This window comes from Fructobacillus americanaquae (genome assembly GCF_024029775.1).
Taxonomy (GTDB): Bacteria; Bacillota; Bacilli; order Lactobacillales; family Lactobacillaceae; genus Fructobacillus; species Fructobacillus americanaquae.
In genome coordinates this window covers 1,088,868-1,114,313 of sequence record NZ_CP097122.1, presented here as the reverse complement: position 1 = coordinate 1,114,313, position 25,446 = coordinate 1,088,868, and the positions used below count along the sequence as shown (strand labels likewise).

The following is a 25,446-nucleotide window of genomic DNA, read 5'->3' as shown; positions in this document are numbered from 1 at the left end:
CATGTTCTATCACTTGAACGTGTCCGTTTTCTTGTTTTGTTTTTTATTTCAACTCTGGTGCATCAGTCTTATAATCTGCTACAGTCGATTGGCCGTTACGTAAGGCTAAAATCGAAGTTGGACTCGACGACTGGCTCGCCTTCAATGCTTTCAAGGTATTGGCCTTCGTATAGTCGTACGATTTTTTATCAATTTGGTGGAAATTCCAACGGTTCTTATCAAAGCGAAGCAAATCACCTGTAATTACCTTATCCGAATTTGATAGCGATTCATCAACGTATGATTGCACTCGCTGCGCCGTTGCCTTTAACGCTGGATTATTATCGATTGACAATTTCTGACCAGTCTTACTATCGAAGTACTGGTTCTTATACTTTGTATAAGTTGGTGTCGTCCAATCACCATCACGGAAAGCAACAATTTGTGGATTTTGAGTTGACAACAAATCGTGACCGAACATGGTCATCCCTTCTGTTGAAACCCCCAAAAGGTTCATCAAAGTTGGCATCATATCGATTTCACCACCGTAGGTATCGTTGATTCCACCCTGCAAGCCAGTTGCATGAATCATGAATGGCACCTTTTGGAATTGGGCCAAGTCGTAATCGCTAACAGAAGTCTTACCCAATAATTTCGCAATGGCAGGCTTATGATTTTCAGAAATACCATAATGGTCACCGTACAAAACAAAGACAGAGTTATCGTACAAGCCAGCCTGCTTGAGATAAGCCATCAGTTCACCGAACGCCTGATCAAGATAGTGCGCTGTTTGAACATAACCATCAACTGTAGTATCACCAGTCTTTGTAGCTGGGAAATCAGTATCTTCCTTATCAATTTCATATGGGTAGTGGTTCGTCACCGTAATTAACTTGGCATAGAATGGCTGTGGTAACTGTTCGATATATTGAGCAGTATCCTTCAAGAAAATCTTATCCTTCATTCCATAACCAACATTATAACTTGGCTTATCGCTATCCTTATAGAAGTTCTTTGAGAAGAAATAATTATAGCCAAAGGACTTATAAGTATTATTTCGGTTCCAGAAGGTTGGCACATCACCATGAAAGGCGGCAGAAGTGTAGCCCTGTTGGCCTAGGATGGCCGGTGTCGCCTCAAAGGTATTGCTGGAACCGTACTTGGTCATTGCTGATCCGGTTGAAAGTCCGTACAAGGAATTTTCCTGCATCATTTCAGCATCAGATGTCTTTCCTTGTCCAACTTGGTTGTAGAAGTTATCAAACGAAAGGGTATTTTGATCGTGGTAGAAGGCGTTTAAGTTTGGTGTTACTTCGCGACCATCAACCTTGTAATCAATCAAAAATTGCTGGAAAGACTCAAGGTGAATGACGAAGACATTCTTCCCCTTTTCGGTTCCGGTGTATGAAATATTGGCCGGCACTGAATTTTGCTTCAAGAAATCTTGAACCTTTTGTAAATCAGCGGCACTGGCTTCTTTACGAGATTTCGTTTGATTATTGGTCTGCCAGGCATTAAAGGCAGCGTATTCATTTAAGCCTAAGTACTTGACAATATAGTTGTTATCAAATGAGCGCGTCAACAGGCCCGATCGGTCAACCGAAGCTACACCGAAATCGACCAACATCAAGACAATTCCTAAAATAGTTGTCAAAATCGCATAACGTTTTTGAATCGCTTGCTTATCAATCGGCCAAAACTTAAAGAGTAAGAGGACGGCCATCACAATCAAGTCAACATAGACTAAGAAATCCGTTGGGCGAATAATGGCTGCAATTGACTTGCCCAGGTTATTTCCCGTTGATGAACCAGATCCCATAATCCCAAAGGATAAGAAATCAGAAAACTCACGGTAATAAAGGATATTAGCAAAGAGCCAAAGGGTCTGAATTAAGTTCATCACCCAGGCTAGAATATAAGCCACTTTCCCGCGAAAATAGAGTGCAATCCCGAGCAAAATAATGGCCGTTGGGATTGGATTCAAGAACAGCAAGAAATCCTGAATTGGTCCTTGGGCACCCAAAGAAAAATTGATGTGGTAATTAATATAAGTCTTTAACCACACAAAAAAAAGGTTCAAAACAAAAAAACCACTAATACTAGTCCAAAAGTCCTTAGTATTCTTCATCTTTTGCCAGAGTTTTTTTGGCTTGAATTCATTTTTAAGACGAGCTAACATATTGGTTTTCCTCACAAAACTTAAAAGGTATGTTGAATATCGAAGAGGACATCGTAAATCTCGATGGCAACCAAATCAACATCATCAAATTTATATTGCTTATTGCGCCGGTGTTCTTCGATTGTCCAAACCTTGTCTTCTTGATCAAGGGTTACCTTTAAAACCTCTAAGCCGTAAGAATCAAAACGTCGAACTTGAAAACGCTGGTCCGTTGATTTTTCCATGGCAAAGAGCCGGTTTAATATCGTTGTTAAAACACTTTTACTGGCTAATTCATCCATTCTTTTTACCCCCTTTGTTTCTTTGCCAACCGCTGCTCCTTATTAGGAATTACATAGGCTAAAATACCAGCAAAGAGACAGAAGTAATAAGTAATGATGCGCCAAATTAAGATAACCAAGACTAGCGTTGCTGGGTTCTTAACAAAAGGCGTAAAGAGAAGTTGAAAGGACAGCTCCGCCCCCCCAACACCACCTGGAATTGGAAACAACGAAATAACCATCACGATCATAATGTTCATTGTTAAAATCAGCCAGGGGTTCACGGAGGCATAGCCAAAGGCCCGGATAACAAAATAGGGCACCAGGTAAAAGGCAATTAATTGCAGAGCAGTCCACAGGGTTGCTACCAGGAGTGACTTAGCCGAGCGGGCCACACGTTTTGACTCCTGATGGAAATTATTGACCTTATCTTCCGTCGTGTCAACTAATTTTTTAACTCGACTGGCACTCATAAACTTTCGCGCGCCACGGCCAAACCACTCAACAACCTTCAAAGACAGCTGTGGCCAAAACATGATCAACAGCAGACCGATAATCACGACGGCGTGAATAGCGATAGCAAAAGGAATGAAAGTCGCAAAGGCTGGATCAACATTTTTGTAGATGAAAGAATCAGCGGCTACATAGCCGACGATAAAGAACAAAACGACCACAATTTGATAAACCAAAAATTTCATCAAAGTCACAGATAAAGCGCGGCTACCTTCAATTTTTCCTCGAGTTAACGCATATAGTTGTGCTGGCTGTCCCCCGGAAGCAAAAGGCGTCAGACCCGTCCCTAGTTGATTCAACAACGGAACACGAATCAACGTTCCCCAACTCGTATTCTTTCGGTCAACAGAACTCAGCAGAGATCTAGTAGCCAATGCCTCTAGCAGCAACGACAGCATCATCGTCAACAATGCAAGCACAAGAAAATGCCAGTCTAAGACTTTCAGCGCAGCCTCTAATTGCTTTTCACGGCCACTTAATTCCCGCGTCAAATAATAGACGGTTAGACCTGTTAGCACGAGGACAAGCAAGGCCGATAATTGGTTTTTTTTGGATTTTAAAGCACCCATCAAGAATCTCCTAAGACCGATTCGTCGACCAAGCTGGCATAAGCGCCTCGTCCTGGTCAGGGTTAAGTGACAAGGCGCGATTATCTAAAACTGCTTGATAAACCTCAGCAAGAATTTCGCCAACTCGGTTTAAATCTTTTTCTTGTGCAACTTGGAAGCCAGCCTGCGTCAAATCAGATTTTTCACCGGCTAAAATTGCGACCATTTGACGGTCAAAGTCGTCTAAGTCTTCTGCCTTATAGCTGTTAACGCCGTCTTTCAGCCAAGAATCATAAACTGGAATATCACGAACCAAGAGACGCTGCTTAGAGGCCAAGGCTTCTAAGACAACAATTCCCTCTGTCTCTTCATAAGATGGATACAAAAACAAATCAGCCCCAGCAAAGGCCCCTAAAATCACATCGCCAGATAAATAACCCGGGAAAATGAGGTTTTTGGGATGTTCGCCACCAAAGACAACCCGGCGAATTTTGCGTGGCAAGATGGCGGGGTTGGTATGACCAAACCAAATAAAGGTAATTTCTGGGTGCCGCTTGGCTAATTCAACAAAGTCAAAAATCCCCTTACGCTCAAAGAATAGACCAACAGACATCACAACCTTTTGTCCTGGTTGAATACGGAAATAATCCTTGTAGGCCTGAATTTTTTGTGGATCGTTTGCATATTTACTCAAACGAATCCCATTTGAAATAGCATAAATTGGCTGTGTGAGACCGTAATTTTTCAAAAGTGATTTTGAATACGGCGTTGGCGTAATCAAAGCATCGGCTTGACCATAGAGGGCTACCAAGTACTTTTTATACAAGGGTGCAATCAAATTTGAGGCAAAAAATGAATTACGAAAGTCTTCATAAGTCGAATGAGCGTGGTAAACCACCTTTTTCCCCATCTTGTGGGCCTTTTTGACCATATACATCGATTTCACGCCATAAGTGTTGATATGCAAAATATCATAGTCTGTACACTTGGGGTCAGTCGTTACCTCCACATTAGCAATTGGTGCTAGCGCTTCTTGTTGCAAGCGCATTGCTCGACCAATTCCTGATTTGGCAATCAATTTTTGGTTTTCAAAATATAACAGAACCTTCAAGTTAGCTTCTCCTAAAGGGGTTGCGTAAGAGACGTTTGATATAGCCGACCTCTTCATCCGTTAACTGGTCTGAATCGTCATCAACGTCATCATGGTGGTAATTCTGCAAGACCTGGTCATAAAAGTTTAAGACTCGATCCGCAAAAGTCGTTGCATCAACGTTTTTTACTGCTGCTGCCCGAATTTGATCATCGGCAGCTGTATCAGAATGCTGTAAGTAGTATAAAGTGGCAGCTAGGAACTCGTCGTAATCATCAATTAACGTTCCAATGGCCTTATTGGTCACCACTTCTTCTAAATAAGGTGAACGAACAGCGACAAACGGCCGGCCGGCTGCCAAGGCTTCAATAAAAGTTAGCCCCTGTGTCTCACTATCTGATGAGGAAACGAAAACGTTAGCCATTCGATAGTAATCACCGACATGGTCATGATTAATCATTCCCGTAAAAATGATCGCTTCCTGCAAGCCCATGTCTTCAACCTGTTCTTCCAGTGATTTTTTAGCTGGGCCGTCACCAGCAATCATGAGCTTGGCATCTGGAACGGTCTGCAAAAGCTCAGAAAAGGCAGAAATGGTCAAAGCCACATTTTTTTCAAAAGCTAACCGCCCCAAAGATAAAATCACCGGCTGATTCTCAGCCAAACCGTACTGCTTACGAAGATCGTGATGAGCTTCTCGCTTTTGGATAGCCACACCGGTTGGAATCACTGGAATTGGAATCGTCACACCATAACTGAGGAGACTTTCTTTGACCCGCTCAGAAGGAGCAATTACGCCCTCCATTCCCTTCAGGTAGGCCTTGACGATATGACCAACTGCACTGGGCCGAATTAACATCCCTTTCGCAACATAATGTGTGTAATCTTCATATTGCGTGTGATAGGTATGAATAACAGGAATCTTTAACCGTCGGGCCACATACTTGCCAATTAAGCCCAACGAAAATTCCGTTTGGGTATGCACAATTTCCAAGCCCAAGTCACGGGCAATTTCAACAGCCTGAATTAAACCACGAAAAGTCAAGCGACGATCCTTGAAGCCAAAATAAGGCATCGATGAAAAACGATAAATTCCTTCTTCTGGCGTATGCTTGTCAACCTTGGGGTCCGTGGTCGTAAAAATATAGACTTGGTGGCCTTGGGCCTCCAAAGCATTTTTTAAGGTTTGAATTGAGGTGGCGACACCGGAAACCTGTGGAAAATAAGTATCCGTAAATAAGCCAATTTTCATAGGAATCTCCATTGCTCATTGCTTGCCCGTGGGCATAATACTTTTAGTATACCATCTCGCTGAGACCGTTCCAAATCTTGCTCCAGCAAGAAATCATCATTGTGGACCACTGCAGTCCTTATTCAAAGACCATTTGATTCGTATAAAGTTCAGCGTAGAAGCCGTTTTTCTTAATCAAATCCTCATGAGAACCACGCTCGATGACTTGTCCATCCTTCAAAACAACAATTTGGTCAGCAGATAAGATTGTCTTCAGACGATGCGCAATCACAAAGGAAGTTCGGTTAGCCATAACGTTGTCCATTGCCTCTTGAATTTTTGCCTCGGTCACCGTATCAACGTTTGATGTTGCTTCGTCCAAGATTAACAAAACTGGATCCGTTAAGATTGTCCGAGCAATCGAAAGGAGCTGCTTTTGCCCACTGGAGAAAAGATCTTTTTCAGGAGAAATTTGTGTATCATATTGGTCCGGTAAGGACATAATAAAGTCGTGAATGCGGGCTTGTTTAGCGGCCTCTTGGACTTCTTTTAAGCTGGCATCCGGCCGGCCATAGCGAATATTATCCATGATTGACTTGGAAAAGATAACTGATTCCTGCAAAACAATCCCAACTCGATCACGCAGGGAATAAAGGTCAAAGTCTTGTAACTTGGTCCCATCATAGGTAATTTCACCACCTGAAAGATCATAGAAACGATTTAAAAGGTTCATCACAGTCGTCTTACCAGAACCCGTTGGCCCAACCAAAGCAACCATCTGTCCCTTTTTGACCGTAATTGAAACATCCTTTAAAATTTGTCGATCAGGATTGTAGGCAAAATCAACATGCTTCAAAGCAATTTCATCCTTTAATGGACCAGCAATCTTTTTCCCGTTATTAACTTCATCGTCTTCCTCTTCAACTTCCGTAATCCTGTTAGCACCCGTTACGGCCAGTTGCAGGACATTATAAATAGTCGTCAATGAAGTAATTGGTTGAAACAACTGCTGTGAGTAGTTAACAAAGACAACAACCAAGGCCAAACCCGAGGCCTTGTCCATGCCATTATGCAAAACTAACCACGAACCAAAGAAAATCACAATAGCTAAGTTAAGCAAAGAGAAGCCCTGCATCAAAGGATTTAACAGGCCAGAATAGAACTGTCCCTTTTGACTAGCTACTCGGACCTGATCGTTAAACGGCTCGAACTTTTCAATTGAATCCGCTTGGCGGCCTTCCGTCAACAGAACAGTTTGCCCTGCCAACTGTTCATTAATATAACCGTTCATATCAGCTGTCGCCGCCTGCTGGTGGTTAATTTGAACTTGAGCATATTTAGCAATCAGTAAGGCACCAATAATGGCAATTGGCGTTGAGGCTAAGGTTACCCACGCCATCGTTGCTGATTTGGCAAACATCATCCAAATCACACCAGCAAAAAGCAACGCTTGAGAGAAAATCTGAAAAACGGCGTTATTCATGGCCGTAAAAATATTATCTAAATCAGAAGTAAAGAGTGATAAAACCTTTCCGTCCTGGTGGGTATCAAAGTAGCGCACCGGCATTTTTTGAAGCTTGCCAAACAAGCCACGCCGCATCACACCCACTGAATCAGAAGAAATTTTGGCAGTCATGAGACCTGAAATTAGCAAGGCAAATTCGGTCAACACATAAAAAGCAATCATGGAAAAAACGGCCACATAAAAGTCATGTAAGGAACCATGACCCCCAGGCGTGAGCGAGGCAACCAAATAATCAGTCAAGGACGAAATGGCATCCCCTAAATAAAGCGGTGCCTTAATTTGTGCATAAGTTGCCACTAAAATTAAAAGCAACGAAATAAACAAAGCTCGCCAATATTGCTTTAAATTTTTAACAAAGTAAGCAAGTGCTGTTTTGATTTCAGCCATGGTTGTCCTCCTTTGCTTTTTGACTTTGGTAAATATCTTGATAAATTTCAGACTGCTCGAGTAGTTCTTGGTGCGTTCCTGCACCAACAATCTGCCCCTGATCGATGACTAGAATCTGATCTGCATGGATAATGGAAGCAATCTTTTCAGCAATAATCACCTTAGTGGTTGCCACAAAGTCCTTGGCTAATGCTTCTTGAACCAACTTTTCTGACCGGGCATCCAAGGCCGAGGTTGAATCATCCAAGATTAACAAACTCGGATTTTTAACAAGGGCTCTCGCCAACGACAACCGTTGCTTCTGCCCACCAGAAAGGTTAGAAGACCTTTCAGACACTTCTTGACCAAAGCGGTTAGGATATTGGTTAATAAATTCACTGGCCTGAGCCTGGTCGGCTGCCTTTTCTAAATCAGCCAAACTGGCATCTGGACGCCCCATCTTTAAGTTGTCTTCAATCGTGCCGGAAAACAAGACTGGCTTTTGCAAGACAATTGATAGGTTTTGATGCAGCGTTTCTTGGTCGATGGTTTGTAAATCTTGGCCATCAATGTCAATCTGACCCGCACTCGGCTGATACAAACGGGCTAACAACAGTGCCAAAGTTGACTTGCCGGACCCGGTCGAACCAACGATGCCAAGCGTTTGACCAGCGAGAAGGTTAAAGGAAATATCGCGCAAAACCTGTTTGTCATCATTTGGATAGGCAAAGGAAAGATTGCGAACAGTAATCACCCCATTCAACCGCTTAACCGCTCCAGTTTCAGCATTGGCATGGATATTAATGGTACTGGGCTCGGCCATCACCGCCCCAATACGCTTCAAAGAAACCAAACCGCGGGAAACCATGTTGGAAACCATTCCCATCATCAGCAAGGAGAACAAAATCTGATTTAAATAGGTGATAAAAGGTGTAATTTTTGCCAATTCATCGGGATTCTTCAAAATTGTTTGCGAAACCAAAAGTAAAGCCGCAGCGATGGCAATATAGGAAATTAGCATATAAACCGGCAGCATTAATGAGAAAATATAAGAAATCTTTTGGTTTAAATCAGTCAATTCCTTAGTACTAGCTGCAAAGTTATCTTCTTCCTGCTTTTCTTGGTTAAAGGACTTCACGACGCGGACGGCTGAAAGGCTTTCTTGGGTAAGAGTGTTGTTTTTGTCCAAGATATGTTGGAACTTACCAAACAAACCACCCATTTTGCCAAAAATACGTCCTGTTGCCAACATGATTAAAATAATCATCAAAACAATTACCCACCAAAGACTAGGCATGGTCCAAATGGCCAACACCAAGCCACCGACAAACAAAATTGGCACGCGTAAAATAATTTGCAGCAACTGCATGGCAAACCGTTGCACCTGGTTAATATCATTGGTTAGTCGAATCACCAAGTTAGCAGACGAAAACTTTTGGATTTGTGTCAAAGAAAACGACTGAATTTTTTCGTACTCTGCTCGTCGTAAATCAGCCGCAAAACTTTGGGAAACTTGGGAAGCAAAATAGGTGCCTGAAACCCCGGCAATCATACCAACAACGGCTAGTACTAGCAGCCAAACCCCATTATGGAGAACGGCCTGTGAATTATCAGCAATAATAGCCGATAGCATCCGCTTTAAAAACTGAGGCTGCAATAATGTTGCCGTTGCCATCGTCACGACTGCTAAAACAGCGCAGGTGATTTGCTTCCAATAAGGCCTGGCATAATGTAATAATAAATTCATCAATTCTTCCTCATCACGTTTTTGGGGCAAATCAGCATTCCTTAGAATTTTTGTCCCTTTTTACTGGTAAAAAGACCCTCCCGAATTGCTGGGAGGGTCCAAGACGACTGTTTGTGTTAAACAAAACGAGTCACGTCTTAATCTTTTGCTTCGTCCTTTGCTTCTTCAGCGGTGTTATCGTCAGACTTAGCCTCTTCAGGTTTAACAGTCCGGATAGCCGTTGCTTCAAAAGTCAAAATAACGCCTTCGGCGTCCAAATCAACAGTCTTTGCTTCTTCGTTGACAGCATCAACAACAGCATGCAAACCACCAATGGTAATCACCTTAGCACCTGGCTTCAGATTGCTGCGCATCTCTTGTTGGCGTTGTTGTTGCTTCTTGCTTGTCCGTGACATCCACCAAAGCATCACAACAATAATTAATAGAGGGAAAATGAAACTTTGCATAAAAACTTCCTTTAATTTATTTTAGTTTAAACTATTGTAACAAATTTTTAGAACAAACGCGCATTGGGTTTATTATAACCATAATCTTCCAAGACCTGCTCACGGAATTCCAAGAGTCGGTCTTCTTCAATCGCAGTCCGCATTTCTTCCATTAAGTTTAACAGGTAGCGCAGGTTATGCTCTGAGGCAATTTGCGCTCCCAGCAACTCATTGGCATTAAAGAGATGGTGTAAGTAAGACCTTGATAGGTTTTGATAAGGGCTATAAGATGGCAAATCGTATTGCGCTAAATTGCCAAACTGATTTGACCGGATGGGATTCTTTGAATAATATTCCAAATCAGGATCAATAGGTGAAAAGTCATTCTTATACTTCGAATTCTTAATTACCACTCGACCGCGCTTAGTCATCAGTGTCCCCTTACGGCCGACTCGCGTTGGCAAGACACAATCAAACATGTCCACCCCGCGGATAACCGAATCAATCAAGGAGTCAGGAGCAGCTACCCCCATCAAATAACGGGGCTTATCCTCGGGTAAGATTGGCATGGTAAAGTCCAAAACCCGATTCATTTCCTTCTTTGATTCACCAACAGATAAACCACCCACGGCATAGCCTGGCAAGTCCATCTTGACCAATTCCTGAGCGGATTCAGTCCGTAAATCGCGGAAACCAGCTCCTTGGACAATTCCAAATAAAGCCTGAGTATCGGTCTTCTTGTGATACTGTTGTGCCTGGTCTGCCCAACGTAATGATCGTTGCATGGAATCCCGAATATACTCATAGGTTTCAAAATAAGGAATGGCTTCGTCCAGCTGCATCATGACATCAGAACCCAAATTGTTCTGAATGCGCATGGCCACTTCCGGCGACAAAAACATCTTGTCGCCGTTCACGTGGTTACGAAAGGTCGCCCCTTCTTCACTCAATTTACGCGAATCGGATAATGAGAAGACTTGAAAGCCGCCAGAATCGGTTAGAATGGCCTGATCCCAACCCATATACTTGTGCAAGCCGCCGGCCTCAGCAATTAACTCATCTCCGGGGCGAACCCACAAATGGTAAGTATTGGCCAAGATAAACTGGGACCCAATTTCCTTCAATGTTCGATTATTCACGCCCTTAACGGCGCCCTGAGTTCCAACTGGCATAAACATTGGCGTTTCAAAGGTTCCATGGGGAGTATGTAATCGGCCACGACGTGCACCGGTATGTTTTTCAGTATGAAGGTGTTCGTACCAAACGGCACCCTTTTGCTGTGTCATATTTCACCTACTTCAAAAATTTTCACTATTCCCATTATAGCACGGTCGATCTTGGAAACGGTTGACAAGCAAATTAGTCTGCAAAAAACAGCCCGCAAAACACCATGATTGAATGTTATGATACTATTGTAAAATTAACTCAAAGCTAAAAATAAGAAAGCTGGTTATTTGATGGAACAAAATTATATCGCTCGAATGCGGGCAAAAGTTGGTCACGAAGGCATGATTTTTCCCTCTGCCTGGGGCGTACTTTGGAATGAAAACCACGACGCTATTTTATTAGAAAAACGTGGTGATTCAAAGAATGGCTACGGCTTCCCAGGGGGGTTCTTGGAGTATGGTGAGTCACCAATGCAGGCCGTTGTCCGTGAATTTAAAGAAGAAACCAATCTCGATGTCGAAGTAGTCCGGCTCTTAGGCGTAGCCAGCCACGTCACAGACAAAAATTCATGGGGCGATGCCCAAGAGACCTTGTCAATGGGCTTTGAGGTCCGCTTAGTTCCTGGTGCCAGCGCAGCTGATTTAGTTGTCGATGGTGATGAAACTTTGGCCGCCGACTTTATTCCGGTTAACCCAAGACCAGAAATGTTTGTGCCTGCGGCGGCGGAAACGCTCGAACGTGTTTTAACTGAAAATGAGGCCAGTAACCAACCATGGTTACGCGAATCTTTTTCAAACAAAAAGGCCTAAGGCCTTTTTTATTTTGCCTGAAGAGCAACGGGTCGTTGCTTGACTAAGAAAAAAACGGTTGTCACAGTCTGAATAAATCAGCCCCAATCAACCTTAATCTCCCTGACCAAACTATGGTACCGGCAACTTTCAATATTTAAATTTATTTTTTAGTTAATCGCCCTGCTTTTGTATAATATTTTTAAATAATGGTCGTTATTTTAAAATTATTATATAATCTTGGTGCTAGGAACCTGGTGGCAGTGTCCTTATATGAATACTTGTCTTAATTCCTACTTCTATTGTTCGACATTGGGTAAACAGGATTCTTTCGTGTAATCAATGAGTTCCTAACTATATTTCTATCACGTTTCCCAAAAAATGCATTTTTTATTCCGACCTGTTTACCGTTCCATTAATTCTTTCACTGCCACCAAGTTACTAGCCAACCTTTGGACTGGAAATCCCAGTCCTTTTTTGATACTAAAATTTTCCGCTCTTTTTGCTGCTGACGTCCTCGCACTTTTTTCTTTTAACCAACTCCTACCCTGCATTTTTTGGCAAAGACTGGTAGACTACTAATAATTAGTGTCATTCTGTTTGAAGGTTCATCTCCTGAACCTCCGCAAACCCTGCTCGGTTTTGCTAAATCTTTTATTTGAAAGCTGGTTTTTTCATGATTGCAATTTTCTATGGTTTCCTAATTGGCTGCTTTGTTACCTTAATTGGTGGTGGGGGTGCCACTTTTTACCTTGGAGTGCTAACATCGACTTTAGGGATGTCGACTGTCGTCGCTGTCCCAACTTCGCTCTTAATTGCCGTCTTCGCCCTTTTTTCAGGCATGATAACACAATGGCGGTTAAAGAATATCGAAAGTAAACTTGGAAATCGATTAATTATAGCCGGTATTCCAGGCATTATCATCGGTACCGCCGTCTCCCGGTTCATTCCCGTCACTGTTTACAATCTCGGCGTCGGAATCTTGTTGACTGGGATGGGCTTGATTGTGGTCATCAAAAATTTCCGTAAGAAAAAAGAGAACGCAAAGTCCAATGAGAATAGTAAAGTCGCACCAGTCTTTGGACTAATTTCCGGCCTGATGGTTGGTTTTGGCGGCCTATCAGGTGGCTCGGCCACCGTAGCGGGCCTTTCGATTATGAACGTGCCTGCAGTCAAGGCTGCTGGTACCACAACCTACGTTCTGTGGGTTTTAGCTGTCGTCGGGCTCATCAGCCACTTACTAAGTGGCGGTCCTATTTCTTGGACAGCTGGCCTTTATCTGATGATTGGTGGTGTGGCGGGTTCAATTCTGACACCCCTTGTTCTAAAACAATTTGATCCAAAAAAGATTAACAAGTTCTTATCGCCCTTCATTGGCTTTGTCATTATGTACTTTGGTATTCGTTTGTTCTTTTAAAAAGATAAAAAGGAAACAACTAGTCAGGCTTCTCCCTGACTAGTTGTTTCCTTTTTTGTTTCACTTATTCAAACAAACACCTAATAAAAAAACAAGTTGATTGTTAATTCATGGTTAGACCACCATCAACTGTAATGCACTGACCCGTCACGTTATTGGATAATCTTGAAGCTAGATACAGAGCTGTTCCAGCCACATCTTCTGGAATGGTTAACCATTTCGTTGCCGAGAGAGCCAACAACCGCTCACGCACGTCATTACCAGTAGCACTGCTCGAATCGGTCGGATAAGTCAGCCCAGGTGCAATTGTGTTCACGCGGATACCAAATGGCCCAAGATCTTTGGCTAATGCCCGCGAATAGCCTAATAAAGCAGCCTTCGCAGTAATATAATCGTGGTAAGGAACCATTGGCTGTTGAACAAGGTTACTGATCATCTGAATAATTCGACCGTCCTGGTTCGCCTTTAACAAAGGGAGGGCAGCCCGGTTGACATTGTAAGCTGCCTTGACTGCCCCCTCAAATTGTTCCTGATAGTCACTCCAAGGCATCGATTCCACCTGATGACGGTTTTTTGGATTAAAACTGTAGTGTCTTAGGGCATTATTAACAACAATATCCAAACCTGCAAAATTATCAGCAATCATCGTCATCATATCTTGAACTGCCTGGTCATCACAAACATTGGCAGCCATCGCGACCGCTTGTCCTCCGGCTGTCTGGATTTCTTGCACAACTGCATCCGCTTTTTCCTGATTTTTCAAGAAATTGACGATAACAAGTGCTCCCTCAGCAGCAAATTTTTTAGCAACGGCAGCACCAATGCCCCGGCTAGCCCCAGTCACCAGTGCGACTTGATTTTCTAATAACATCTTTACCACTCCACATCTGTATCTAAGTGTTCAGCCAGACTTTCTGCACTTGGCTCAATATCTGTAAACCGCAACAAATCTAATATATTAAAACGACCATCATGGTGCCAACCAGGTCGTGCCCGAGTCATCTCCCCTAAGGCGGTAATCCGGCACAAACCCGCTTGGCCCAAAGTATCCGTGATTGGTAACAGACGTTTTGGTGCGACAGCGATACCGGCAGTTTGTAAGTACTGCTGGTAGGGTCTTAAGTAAATCGGCACAGTCAGTAAATTATCAACGGCCACCACATGCACAAACCGATTTAATGGCGAACTGATGAAGATGGGTTGATCATGGTAAACAACGGTCCAATCTGTCTTTTGCGGACTAGAATAGACTGTCAAGCTGTGATCAGCGATTGCTTCCAATTGAAATTGTGCCCTTAAGCGGTTAATGGCTGTGGCTTGTTGGTCATCCAGGTCCGCCCGAGGCCACCGTTGTTGTCTGCTTGCCAAATCAGCTGCTAACGCACTAGCAAAGTCCTTTGGTGACAGAGAACCACCGCGTTCAACGAAAATACACTGCGGCGACAGGCAGCTTTGCTGGTCATAAATCGCTACGTCCGCACCCGCCCGATTAACGGTACCTTGATACCGATCGGTCGCCAACGCCTCTTGACCAACCAGAGCAAAACTGATTTTATAGCCAAAATGCAAAAATAAATGGCCAGCTGGCACCAATGTCTGAACATTCTTCACCGATTGATCCGAGCCATAGGCAATCGTAGCCTCTGTCCCAGCCGCAGCCGCTTTCTCAACTGACTTCTTGCTACCACCTTTCCAAGGAAAGATTGCCAAGCAACCCGCCAATCTGGGTTCCACTGCTAATAAACTTTGGCCAAAGAGCACCGGGAAAAGCGGCTCAGCAAAGGAAGTTTTCCCAAATCTAGCTGATTTTACCAACAGTGTCATTACGAGCGACCAAACCTGGAGACCAGGAATATTACCGGAAAAAACGTGAAAGCTTGTTTGGGGGCCATAAGCCTTGGTTAGGCTTCCGGATGCTTGTGGCTGAAAAGCATCCAAAATTGCTGGGTTTGCCAATTCCGTATTTAAAAAGCGACGTAACTCTTTGGCACGAAACAGGCGCATATACCGCCTAATTTCCAAGTTAATCGTTTCCTCACTGTATCCCGTGATAATCGGTAATAACTTTAGTGCCAACTGGCGCTCATTGTACTCCGGGTCCATCCATTTTTCGGCGGCAGTACTAATCATCAGAATGATTTCTTCGACCGAAAGTTGACTTAAAAAAGCCTGCTGATGGTCTTTCAACGTCTTGATGGTTTCTTTGACTTCTTGTTCTGTCAAATCAGGATACTGTAAATCATAGCGTTGCTTACCCACCGAAATCGACCAGGTTTTCAATCGATTAAATTGACTCTCATTTGGCGAAAGAAACAAGTTGATTTTGGTTGTCTCTCCTTCTTTAGCCATTGTATCCTCTTTCATGCTTGATTGGCTTGCAGTAGTTGATCAACAGAAATTGAGCACCCCTTTGACTCCGCCCCAGCAATCCGACCAAGCAAAGTAAAGCCGACGTCATCCTGTACGGCTAAATCTTCCGTTAAGATGCCCAAGCATGAGTTCCAGTTCGAAAGGTCATAATAGGCCAAGACACCTTTTTGTCCGGGCGCAACAGGCGCCAAGGTATCGGTATCTAAAATCCTGACGCGAACCCAAGCTGGTGTTTGCTTACTATAAATTAGGTCCAAACCCTGGTTGAGCCGCCACAATTTTTGGTCATAGCACTGTGAACTGATTTCCGTCATGCCATACATATTCAAATAATAGTCACGACCAATACCGAAGGCCGCTTCCAAATCAGCTAGTAGCTGGTCTTCGCTAACTTGACGCGATTGGCCCTTGAAACCACCGGTATCAAAAATTCGACTTTTTTCAGCCAGGTGAAAGACCAACTGGTGCTTTTGTAGGTAATCCAAAAAATGGACGTAGGAAAAACTTGCGCCAAGCAGCATCACGGGACGGTGATCAATTTCTGCCGCCGTTAAAGCAGCGACCACTCCCTGATAATCAATCCCGTCTGCATCGACATAGGATCTGCTGTGTTGGTCACCAAATTCGGTAATGGCGCGACTGACATAATGAGCCAAAGAAGAATTGTCAAGGTGCTTTTCATCCGGAAATAGGCCAATAATAGTGATTTGATCAACGTCCGGGAGGACATACTGCTTGAAAGATACTTTCATTGACTCATTCCAAACAGCAAAAGTCGGATGGTAGCTATGGCTACGGTGGGTCTTATCCGTTGTCCCACTTGACATAAAAACAGCTTCGCCCGCCGTGATCGGCGTTGTCGACAGCGTTAACTGCTTGTATCCCTGAATCGGCATTAATGGTACTTCTTGCCACCGATGTACCATTAGCGGACTTTTTCGTTGTTGTTGCGCATATTTTTTATAGGGTAAATTATGGTCAAATTGGTATTGAAATAAATCGAGGGCCAACTGATTGAAATCCTCATCACTTTCATGGTGGCCGTCCATGACTTGGTGTTGGTCAATAAAACTCAGAATTTCTTTTTGAATTGCAGCAACCGAATCACTCATGGTTCTTTTTCCCTCCAAAAAATCCTGGTACAACAATTAATAGAACATGCAGGGTCACAATCGACAGAGCACCGACTAAAATACTATTTGAAAAGAGCGACTGATAAATACCCGAAAATCCTTTTGCATAAGATGGCAGGGCAATGGCCAGCAACAAAGACAGACCAATACTCATCCGAGTAGCTTCGCCTTTATCAGCCTTCTGCAGGGTTGCAAAGCCCGTCGTTAACAAGGTTGCCGCTGCCGGCAAAAACATCCCACCGATAACGGGTGCTGGGGTCAAAGCGAGTACTGCTGCAAACTTGGGCACAAATCCTAGTAAAATTAGTAATCCCCCGGCCAATAGAATGGGCTTACGAGAATGCACTCCCGTCAACTTCATGAACCCTAAGTTTTGGGCAAAAGCTGTGGTTGGAAAACCGCCAATCAAAGAAGAAAGCATTGAGCCACCCGCTTCACCTGCAATTCCACGACTAATACGCTTTGCACTTAATTCTTCTTTGGTAACATCTGCAGAGGCTTCATAAACGCCCAAAGCTTCAATCACTGCCACTAAATAAGCGATGAAGAAGGTCAGAAAAATGGCCCAATTAAAACGAAATAGTCCATAAGGAAACAACCGTGGTAGGCCAAAAAACGGTTGACTTTGCACGCTTGACAAGTCAATCATCCCCAGGCTGGCCGCCAAAAGATTACCAACCACAAGGGCCAGCAAAAAGGAAAACTTGCGCCAGTAACCTCGGCCAAACAACGATCCTAAGACGACAATCAAAGTGGTTGTAACGGCCACCAGAAGAACGTTTGGCGATGCAAAACCTTTTGTGCCAGGCGTCCCTCCTAGTAATTCTGACATTGTAAAACTTGAAAGCGAAATGCCAACCAAAAAAATAATGGTCCCGTTAATCGCAGGTGTCAATTTCTTAGCTAAGCGATGAACCCAGCCAAATAAAGACATCAGCAAAACAATAAAGCCACTGAGAAAGACGGCACCACCGGCAGCTGGCAAACCTCCAGTTTTACCAGCACTAATCATGAGGGCATCAAAGGCCGCTGAAGGCCCTTGCACAATCGGCAGCCGTGCTAATTTTGAAGCCTGCAAAATCGTTACCAGACCAGATGCCAAAAAAATGGCACTAATCAAATTCGTCGACAAGGCTAACGAGAGGCCCGCGGCTGAAGCAACAAAAATCGGATCAAGCCAGACATTGGAAACAAAGATGTGTTGGAGACTAATCAATATCGTCTGACTAGTACTCAATGGAATCTCTTCCGGGGAACTTTCTTGCTGCTGATGGTTCTGTTGAATCATTTTTTTCTCCTAAAATTTAATTCATCAATCCACCCTGAACAGTCTTTACCAGCAAAAGAAAAAGGTTGAATTCATGATGAATTCAACCTCAACCGAAAAGTCCTAAAAAAGACCCCTTGTTATCAATATTAGTTGCATTCCTACGCTGGTATTAACCAGATCAGGTACATAGGGTCTAAGACATTTCTGTCTAATCTCAGCGTGATGCTCCCCTTGCGAATTAATTAATTTTTTTCAGTATAACATGAAATTCAATATTAGAACAAATATAATCAACTTTGTTTAATCAAATTCGAAACTGTTCCACGAATAGTAGCAGACAAAGCGCTGGTCAAAAAAGTTAGGCGAAATGCACCACCAGCAACAACCTCAATCTTGGTAGCAATCACTAGGCCATTTTACTTGTTGGTAACGGCACTCAATTTTGACCAATTCATTCAGCATTCCCAACCGACACACCATCAACAGCAGCGCTGATTTCTTTAGCGTACGCCTGTAACTTTGCTGGTGCTTTGTGACCATTTTCAGCGACAATCTGGACGCAGGCTGAGCCAATAATAACCCCATCGGCCAAATCAGCCATTGCCTGGGCCTGGTCAGCGGTATGTACACCAAAGCCAATAGCCACCGGCACATTCGTGACCGCTTTAATTTGCCCGACAACTTCTGCTAAATTAGCAGCAAAGGATTCACGGGTTCCCGTTACGCCTAAAGAAGAAACCAAGTAGATGAAACCGGTCGCCTCTTTGGCAATCAGCGCAATGCGCTCACCAGACGTCACTGTAATCAACGGAATCAAATCCAGCCCATGCTTGTCAGTAAAAGAAACTAACTCTCCTCGTTCTTCATAGGGCAAATCGGGGATAATCAGGCCATCGACACCGAATTTTTCACAGTCGGCGGTAAAACGTTCATAGCCATACTGGAGAACAACGTTCAGGTACACCAAGAAAACCAGAGGCACCGCTGTTTGCAGACAAATTTCCTTCACCGCCGTAAAAATCACTTCAATTGGTAAATCAGGGTCACGCAAAGCCCGCAAATCGGCCGCTTGAATAACGGGACCGTCGGCGACTGGATCCGAAAAAGGAATGCCAATTTCAACAATATCGGCCCCGCCCTTTGCCAAAGCCACGACATTTTTCACAGTCGTCTCCATGTCAGGATCATTGGCGGTGACGAAGGCAATAAAATTTTTATGATTCGTAAAGCTTTGACTAATTTTACTCATGAATTTCAACCCCCCGGTACTTGGCAATTGCGGCAACATCCTTGTCCCCCCGGCCAGATAGTGTGCAGACAATGACCTGGTCCTTAGGTAACGTTGGCGCTAATTTTTGCACATAGGCCACAGCATGACAGCTTTCAATAGCGGCAATAATCCCCTCTTGCTTGGCAATGTATTCAAAGGCAGCCACGGCCTCATCATCTGTAATACCGACGTATTGGGCACGGTGCTCGGCTGCTAATGCTGCGTGTTCTGGCCCAACACCCGGGTAATCGAGCCCAGCCGAAATCGAATAGACCGGATTGATTTGGCCACTATCATTTTGCAAAAAGAGTGACTTCATGCCGTGAAAGACACCTAAGCGACCCTTTTCGATAGTAGCCGCCGTCAAATCAGTATCAACGCCCTTGCCGGCTGCTTCTACCCCAATCAACTCAACTTCAGCATGGTTAATATAATGGGCAAAACTACCAATGGCATTGGATCCGCCACCAACGCAGGCGATGACCTTATCGGGCAAACGTCCCAATTGGTCTTGAATTTGTTGCTTGGATTCCTGGCTGATCACACTTTGAAAATCACGGACTATCTCCGGATAAGGATGGGGGCCGGTGGCCGAACCCATCACATAAAACGTATCCTCAGGCCGGGCCGCAAAGTCCTGCAAGGCAGCATTAATGGCATCCTTCAACACCATTGATCCGGAAGTCACGGCGTGGACTTTGGCCCCAAGGAGTTCCATCCGATAAACATTCAACCGTTGGCGATCCGTGTCCTCCTTGCCCATAAAGACTTCGCACTCCAGACCAAACAAGGCAGCAATCGTAGCCGTTGCTACCCCGTGTTGTCCCGCTCCTGTTTCGGCTATTAAGCGTTTCTTGCCCATTTTCTTAGCTAACAGTGCCTGGCCAATGACATTGTTAATCTTATGGGCCCCCGTGTGGTTCAAATCCTCACGTTTAAAATAAATTTGGGCGCCACCAAGGTCAGCCGTCATGTTTTTGGCATAGTACAACAACGATGGTCGGTTGGCATAATTAGCCAATAGGTCAGCCAATTCCGCCTGAAAATCAGGGTCGGCCTGGGCTTCCTGGTAAACTGCAGCCAACTTATTTAACTCATTCATCAAAGTTTCCGGTACATATTGGCCGCCATACTCTAAAAACCGACCATCCTGCTTCTTTGTCTTGTATTCTGCTTCCATTACTTTCTCTCCTCTTGATGGGCAATGGCTACCAGTGCCAACATCTTTTTTAGGTCTTTATGCCGGTTGGTTTCCGCCCCAGTACTCACATCAACGCCAGCAGGCTGATAAACCTGCAGTAAATCGCTTAAATTATCGGGGCGAATCCCGCCAGCCACAAATAGGTGGTTCGGGGCCAAACCAGCTAACCGCTGCCAATCTAATCGTTGACCAGAGCCAGCACCAGCATCAACCATTAAAAAATCAATTAGGTCAAAATTACTAACTGATTGTTCTTGCAAACTGCCACTAAAATTGGCTAACTGCCGATTGCGATTTAGACCTTCTTCCAAACCGCCATTGTCTGCTTGTGGCCGACACCACCGAAGCTGATTTTGCCAACTCTCGGCCTGGTCAATGGCATCATCACCCACCAGGGCTTGGATAATTGGTACGCCTGCCATTTCCAACCGCCGGACCTCGTCAATTGGTCGCCGGCCATGGAGCTGAATCAGCTGAATCGTCCCCATTTCAACCAATTCCAAAATCATTTCCACCGGTTCAGCAACAAAGACACCAACCAATGGAATCGACTCATAAAGCGTCGTGCGCACTACTAAAGCTTCCGCTTTCGTAACCTGGTGGCGACCTGGAGCAAAGACGACTCCTACAAAATCAGGGCGGGCCTCGTTGGCCATCAGGGCCTCTTTTTTAGTCATCAAGCCACAAATTTTAATCTTAGTCATGGGTTGGCTCCCCCAATCCGGCTTCAATGAAAGCTTTTGGACTAGCCGCCTTCATCAAGGCCTCTCCGATCAGCACACCATTGATTCCTAAGGATTGTAGGTGTGCAATATCTGCCGGACTTTGCACGCCACTTTCGGCAATAAAGGCAACAGAATCGGGCACCAAATTAAAGAGCCGCTGGCTGTTATCAAAGGAGACTGTAAAATCCTTTAAATTGCGATTATTAACCCCAATCAGCTTGGCACCAACGGCCAGCGCTCGACTAATTTCATCTGCATCATGTGCCTCGACTAACACGGCCAGTCCCAGACTCTCAGCCAAGTTCAAATAGACTTGCAAGTCTAGCGGAGATAAAATCGCCACAATCAGCAAAATAATTTTTGCGCCCGCAACCTTTGCCTGATAAATCATGTAGGGGTCGATGACAAAGTCCTTTCGCAAAACTGGAACGGTTACCTTGGCCGCAATCTCAGCCAAATAGTCTAATTTGCCCAAAAAGTAATCCGGCTCGGTTAAGACAGAAATGGCCGTTACGCCGGCTTGATCATAGGTTTGAGCAATTTCTTGATAAGGAAAATCAACCGCAATCAAACCCCTGGAGGGTGAGGCTTTCTTGACCTCGGCAATCACGTGAATCCCTGGTGCTAGAAAACGGTCGTAAACAGCTTGCGGGTCAATCACCGGCAGAGCCTCTGTCTGAGCTTTCAAAGTCGCTAATGACACCGCTACTTTTTCTTTTACTAGCCGGCTTTTCGTGGCGGCCACTAAATCATCTAAAATCATTCAACGGCCTCCGCAGTGCTTATCCTTGCAAGCAAATCAGCTACCCGACCACTATCGAGGGCCTCCTGTGCTAATATCACCCCCTGTTCAATCGAGATAGCTGGATTGACGGCATTGAGGCCAATGGCCGCATTTAAAACCACGATATCATGCTTGGCTCCCCGTTCTTCACCGGCTAAGATAGTCCGAGTAATGGCTGCATTCTCCTGGGCTGTTCCGCCCACAATTTCTTCTTTGGTTGCCCGCTTCAAGCCAAACTCCTCTGGGATAATCGTTTGGAACTGAACCTTATCACCCCGCAATCGTACTAACTTAGTTGGTGCTGAGATTGAAGCTTCATCGAGGCCATCCGTTCCATACAAAATATTGGCTGACTGTACACCGAGTTGGTGCAAAACCTGAGCCATCGGTTCCAACAGCGCCCCATCATAGACACCCAAAACCATTTGCTTTGGTTCGGCTGGATTGGCCAAGGGACCTAAAACATTAAAAATGGTTGGGATGCCCAAACTGCGGCGAACAGGGGCAACATACCTCATTGCTTGATGGTACTTTTGGGCAAAAAGAAAGGTAAAGTGCTGATCTTTTAGTAGCTGCTCGGCCTGGCCAACCTCCTGGTTAATTGGAAATCCCAGGGCCTCGAGAACATCGGCAGCACCACTTTTTGAAGAAGCAGCGCGGTTCCCGTGCTTGACCACATCATAACCAAGACTAGCAATGACCAAACCCGCCGTCGACGAAATGTTAAAGGAATTAGAATGGTCACCGCCGGTACCAACGATGTCCAGGGCCGCTGCTTGTTTAGGAAATTCCAGGGCCGCTTGCCGCATTGCTTGGGCTGCCCCAGCAATTTCAGCGGCCGTTTCCCCCTTGGCTGTTAATGCCGTCAAAAAAGCGGCAATCTGATTTTCTTCTGCTTGGCCGGTCATAATCTCACTAATAACCTCGGCTGACTCATCGAAGGTTAAGTTTTGCTGTTGGCTGACTTTTTGAATGGCTGGTTTAATCATGGTTGCTCTCTCCCGTATAAGCTAAAAAATTAGTAAAAATTTGTTTGGCGGCCGCTTGGTCCGTCATAATCGATTCGGGGTGAAATTCGACTCCGTAAACGTAGTTTTCTTCATCGGCAACTGCCTGAACGGTCCCATCGTCGGCCTGGGCGGTCACGGTTAAGTGATTGGGAATGGTGGCTGGATCAATCATCAAGGAATGGTAGCGTCCAACTGTAAAAGTGGTCGGGCACCCGGCTAAGATACCCGACAACTGCTTTCCCTGCTGGTGAATCAGGCTGGTCTTCCCGTGCATCAACGGGGCCGTAACAATCTTGGCACCATAGACCTCGCCAATTGCCTGATGGCCAAGGCAAACACCAAGAACAGGTACCCGACCGATAGCAGCTGCCAGAACGGCATTGAGGTTCCCGGCCTGATTTGGCCGACCCGGTCCCGGTGATAAAATCAGTCCCATTAACGTTGGTTCATCTAGGTCCTCAACTCTTACCTGATCATTTTTAACCACCTTGATGGTCTGCTTGGTCAACTTGCCAATTTCCTGGTAGAGGTTATAGGTAAAGCTGTCATAATTATCAATTAGTAATAGCATCGGATGCCGCCTCCTTTGTAACCAAATCCAACATTAACCGGCTTTTATTTTCAAATTCTCGGTACTCTTCCGCTGGGCTGCTATCGGCCACAATCCCAGCACCGGCCTGGACGACCAGGTTTTGCTTTTTTTGGTAGGCTAAGCGAATCCCAATACTGAAGTCGAGGTCGCCATCAAAACCAATCGTTCCAATACCACCACCGTAAATGCCACGCTTGCGGTTCTCCAACTGATTGATAATCTGCATGGCCGAAATCTTAGGTGCTCCGGATAACGTTCCCGCTGGCAAGGTTGCTTTTAGAATGTCGATGGGAGTTAAATCAGTCTGAACTTGGCTTTCAATTGTTGAGCCAAGGTGCATCACATTTAGAAAATAAAGCAGGTGGCGCAGCTTCGTAACGGCGACCGTGCCAAATTGGCTCACTCGACCCAAATCATTGCGACCCAAATCAACTAGCATATTGTGCTCCGCGAGTTCTTTTTCGCTGTGCTGCAGTTCCTGGGCAAAAAATTGGTCCTCTTCTGCTGTTTTCCCCCGCCGTCTCGTACCCGCTAGCGGATATGAGAACAATCGGTCCCCGGTCTTTTTAATTAAGGTTTCTGGTGAGGCACCGGTTGCTTGGTAGTCACCGTTATAAAAGTAGAATTGGTAGGGTGATTGGGGCCCACCCTGTAACCTGGTAAAAACACCCAGCAAGAGTTGCTGATTATTAGTTTTCGCCAGGTAAGGATTGGATAAAATCAGCTGAAAGATATCACCAGCATGAATATGTTCTTTCGTTTTTTGAACCCGATCGCTGAAGGCTGTCCGCGTCAATTGATTGGTAAAAGTTAGTGCTGACTGGCTTTTGGCCTCATCACCCTGAAGCAGCTCTTGATTTGAGCTAACCTGGTTTTCCAGCTCGGCAGTTGCCAAATCATTTTCCTGAATTTGGTCCATCATTTCACCAGCCCGGTTCGCCAAATCATTTAACTTTTGTTGAACCTGATCGAAGTCGGTCGACAACCTTTCGGACGGTACCGTTTGGCTTAAAATCAATTCCTTGGTCTCGTGACGATAATTGGCAACCACCTTTGGTAAAAATAATTCGAAGTCCGCTAAACCAAGATCGTCTTGGGCTGGCGCTAAGTGAACATCAGGATGGTAACGGACAAAATCATAAGCAAAATAGCCCATTAGTCCGGCCACAAAGGGGATGGCGTCTGTCACCTTGGGAATTTGATACTGGTGATAAAGCTGATTTAAAAAGGCAATTGGATCACCCTGGGCGGTTTCGACCGCACCATCGGCACTCATTACTTGGATTTGGCCATCACGACCGGTAATCGTTTGCTCAAGTGAGAGGAAAAAAGTGGTCACACCCTCGCGTTGAAAGATCATCGTCTGATTCTTGGTTGTCCCCAGTTCCTGCATGAGCAATTCTGGGTCAAAATTACTGATTCTTTTGCTAACAATCACTGGCAGGAAGGGATATTCTTGGCCATATTGCTTTAGGTCTAATTGTTTCAACTCTTGGTCACCTCGTTTCATTTTTTCAACTAAAAAATCCGCCCATAACAACGCAATCTATGCTTTGTTAAGGACGGATTCTCTCCGCGGTGCCACCTTAATTAGGCCAAAAAACTCATTTTTCAACAAAAAAGTCAATGAAAAAAGGTCTTTAGCCCCTCCTTAGCGAGATACTAACATATCCCCGACAACTGACGTATGCCTGACGTTTCCCGTACTTGAGCAAATGCTCTTTCAGCGGAACCCTCCGTGGTCCATTTAACTGCCTGCGTTCCCATCGCCTTCCCAGCATCGGCGACTCTCTTAGCGTGCACAACAATCTTGATCTCCACATCATTGGTTTTTATGGACGAACTATTTAATTGCC

Annotated in this window: 22 protein-coding genes and 1 riboswitch; of the genes, 2 read left to right on the top strand and 20 right to left on the bottom strand. The window is 44.7% G+C overall.

The features are described 5' to 3' along the window. Positions 1-43: 43 nt before the first annotated feature. The 9 genes from M3M36_RS05510 to tgt form a co-directional block, all read right to left on the bottom strand. A complete protein-coding gene (locus M3M36_RS05510; RefSeq protein WP_252773587.1) occupies positions 44-2,107 on the bottom strand; it encodes an LTA synthase family protein in 2,064 nt (687 codons plus the stop codon). Between the two features lie 71 nt (positions 2,108-2,178). Continuing rightward, positions 2,179-2,439 carry a DUF1797 family protein gene (locus M3M36_RS05505; protein WP_252773586.1) on the bottom strand — a complete coding sequence of 87 codons (261 nt, stop codon included), beginning with the start codon at positions 2,437-2,439 and terminating at the stop codon, positions 2,179-2,181. Between the two features lie 5 nt (positions 2,440-2,444). Beyond that, on the bottom strand, positions 2,445-3,500 hold the full coding sequence (locus M3M36_RS05500) for a lysylphosphatidylglycerol synthase transmembrane domain-containing protein (protein ID WP_252773585.1): 1,056 nt from the start codon (positions 3,498-3,500) through the stop codon (positions 2,445-2,447). 10 nt (positions 3,501-3,510) lie between these two features. Further along, positions 3,511-4,590: an LTA glycolipid anchor biosynthesis glycosyltransferase, IagA/BgsA family gene (locus tag M3M36_RS05495; RefSeq protein ID WP_252773584.1), complete on the bottom strand. Its 1,080-nt coding sequence runs from the start codon at positions 4,588-4,590 to the stop codon at positions 3,511-3,513. Between the two features lies 1 nt (position 4,591). Further along, complete coding sequence (locus tag M3M36_RS05490; protein ID WP_252773583.1) at positions 4,592-5,821, bottom strand: glycosyltransferase family 4 protein; 1,230 nt, start codon at positions 5,819-5,821, stop codon at positions 4,592-4,594. A gap of 118 nt (positions 5,822-5,939) precedes the next feature. Beyond that, positions 5,940-7,712 carry an ABC transporter ATP-binding protein gene (locus tag M3M36_RS05485; RefSeq protein ID WP_252773582.1) on the bottom strand — a complete coding sequence of 591 codons (1,773 nt, stop codon included), beginning with the start codon at positions 7,710-7,712 and terminating at the stop codon, positions 5,940-5,942. After that, positions 7,705-9,438, bottom strand: coding sequence for an ABC transporter ATP-binding protein (locus tag M3M36_RS05480; protein WP_252773581.1), 1,734 nt, complete (start codon positions 9,436-9,438; stop codon positions 7,705-7,707). The genes M3M36_RS05485 and M3M36_RS05480 overlap by 8 nt, the downstream gene beginning before the upstream one ends. A 137-nt stretch (positions 9,439-9,575) precedes the next feature. After that, positions 9,576-9,884 (bottom strand): preprotein translocase subunit YajC, encoded by a 309-nt coding sequence (gene yajC, locus M3M36_RS05475; protein ID WP_252773580.1) that lies wholly within the window; start codon positions 9,882-9,884, stop codon positions 9,576-9,578. A gap of 47 nt (positions 9,885-9,931) precedes the next feature. Then, complete coding sequence (gene tgt, locus M3M36_RS05470; protein ID WP_252773579.1) at positions 9,932-11,149, bottom strand: tRNA guanosine(34) transglycosylase Tgt; 1,218 nt, start codon at positions 11,147-11,149, stop codon at positions 9,932-9,934. Between the two features lie 171 nt (positions 11,150-11,320). Here tgt and M3M36_RS05465 point away from each other — a divergent pair, with 171 nt between their 5' ends. Both M3M36_RS05465 and M3M36_RS05460 read left to right on the top strand, forming a co-directional pair. Beyond that, the gene (locus M3M36_RS05465) at positions 11,321-11,839 is read left to right on the top strand and encodes an NUDIX domain-containing protein (RefSeq protein ID WP_252774426.1); all 519 of its coding nucleotides are present in this window, start codon (positions 11,321-11,323) and stop codon (positions 11,837-11,839) included. Between the two features lie 655 nt (positions 11,840-12,494). After that, a complete protein-coding gene (locus tag M3M36_RS05460; protein WP_252773578.1) occupies positions 12,495-13,235 on the top strand; it encodes a sulfite exporter TauE/SafE family protein in 741 nt (246 codons plus the stop codon). A gap of 103 nt (positions 13,236-13,338) precedes the next feature. Here the strand turns inward: M3M36_RS05460 and M3M36_RS05455 are convergent, their stop codons facing one another. From M3M36_RS05455 to M3M36_RS05405, 11 genes are all read right to left on the bottom strand, one after another. Continuing rightward, positions 13,339-14,106 carry an SDR family oxidoreductase gene (locus M3M36_RS05455; protein ID WP_252773577.1) on the bottom strand — a complete coding sequence of 256 codons (768 nt, stop codon included), beginning with the start codon at positions 14,104-14,106 and terminating at the stop codon, positions 13,339-13,341. A 2-nt stretch (positions 14,107-14,108) separates the two neighbouring features. Beyond that, on the bottom strand, positions 14,109-15,584 hold the full coding sequence (locus M3M36_RS05450) for an acyl-CoA reductase (RefSeq protein WP_252773576.1): 1,476 nt from the start codon (positions 15,582-15,584) through the stop codon (positions 14,109-14,111). 11 nt (positions 15,585-15,595) lie between these two features. Beyond that, a complete protein-coding gene (locus tag M3M36_RS05445) occupies positions 15,596-16,717 on the bottom strand; it encodes a LuxE/PaaK family acyltransferase (RefSeq protein ID WP_252773575.1) in 1,122 nt (373 codons plus the stop codon). Continuing rightward, positions 16,710-18,026, bottom strand: a complete 1,317-nt coding sequence (locus tag M3M36_RS05440; RefSeq protein ID WP_252773574.1) for a solute carrier family 23 protein — start codon at positions 18,024-18,026, stop codon at positions 16,710-16,712. The genes M3M36_RS05445 and M3M36_RS05440 overlap by 8 nt, the downstream gene beginning before the upstream one ends. Positions 18,027-18,146: 120 nt before the next feature. After that, positions 18,147-18,250, bottom strand: a riboswitch (TPP riboswitch). 209 nt (positions 18,251-18,459) lie between these two features. Then, entirely contained in the window at positions 18,460-19,257 is a 798-nt protein-coding gene (gene trpA, locus M3M36_RS05435; protein ID WP_252773573.1) for a tryptophan synthase subunit alpha, read from the bottom strand. Continuing rightward, positions 19,250-20,458: a tryptophan synthase subunit beta gene (trpB, locus tag M3M36_RS05430; protein ID WP_252773572.1), complete on the bottom strand. Its 1,209-nt coding sequence runs from the start codon at positions 20,456-20,458 to the stop codon at positions 19,250-19,252. The genes trpA and trpB overlap by 8 nt, the downstream gene beginning before the upstream one ends. After that, entirely contained in the window at positions 20,458-21,183 is a 726-nt protein-coding gene (locus M3M36_RS05425; RefSeq protein ID WP_252773571.1) for a phosphoribosylanthranilate isomerase, read from the bottom strand. Before M3M36_RS05425 ends, trpB begins: the two co-directional genes overlap by 1 nt. After that, a complete protein-coding gene (gene trpC, locus M3M36_RS05420; protein ID WP_252773570.1) occupies positions 21,176-21,967 on the bottom strand; it encodes an indole-3-glycerol phosphate synthase TrpC in 792 nt (263 codons plus the stop codon). The genes M3M36_RS05425 and trpC overlap by 8 nt, the downstream gene beginning before the upstream one ends. Continuing rightward, positions 21,964-22,977 carry an anthranilate phosphoribosyltransferase gene (gene trpD / locus M3M36_RS05415; protein WP_252773569.1) on the bottom strand — a complete coding sequence of 338 codons (1,014 nt, stop codon included), beginning with the start codon at positions 22,975-22,977 and terminating at the stop codon, positions 21,964-21,966. The genes trpC and trpD overlap by 4 nt, the downstream gene beginning before the upstream one ends. Further along, positions 22,970-23,569 (bottom strand): anthranilate synthase component II, encoded by a 600-nt coding sequence (locus M3M36_RS05410; protein WP_252773568.1) that lies wholly within the window; start codon positions 23,567-23,569, stop codon positions 22,970-22,972. Before M3M36_RS05410 ends, trpD begins: the two co-directional genes overlap by 8 nt. Then, the gene (locus tag M3M36_RS05405) at positions 23,553-25,079 is read right to left on the bottom strand and encodes an anthranilate synthase component I family protein (RefSeq protein WP_252773567.1); all 1,527 of its coding nucleotides are present in this window, start codon (positions 25,077-25,079) and stop codon (positions 23,553-23,555) included. Before M3M36_RS05405 ends, M3M36_RS05410 begins: the two co-directional genes overlap by 17 nt. Positions 25,080-25,446: the final 367 nt, after the last annotated feature.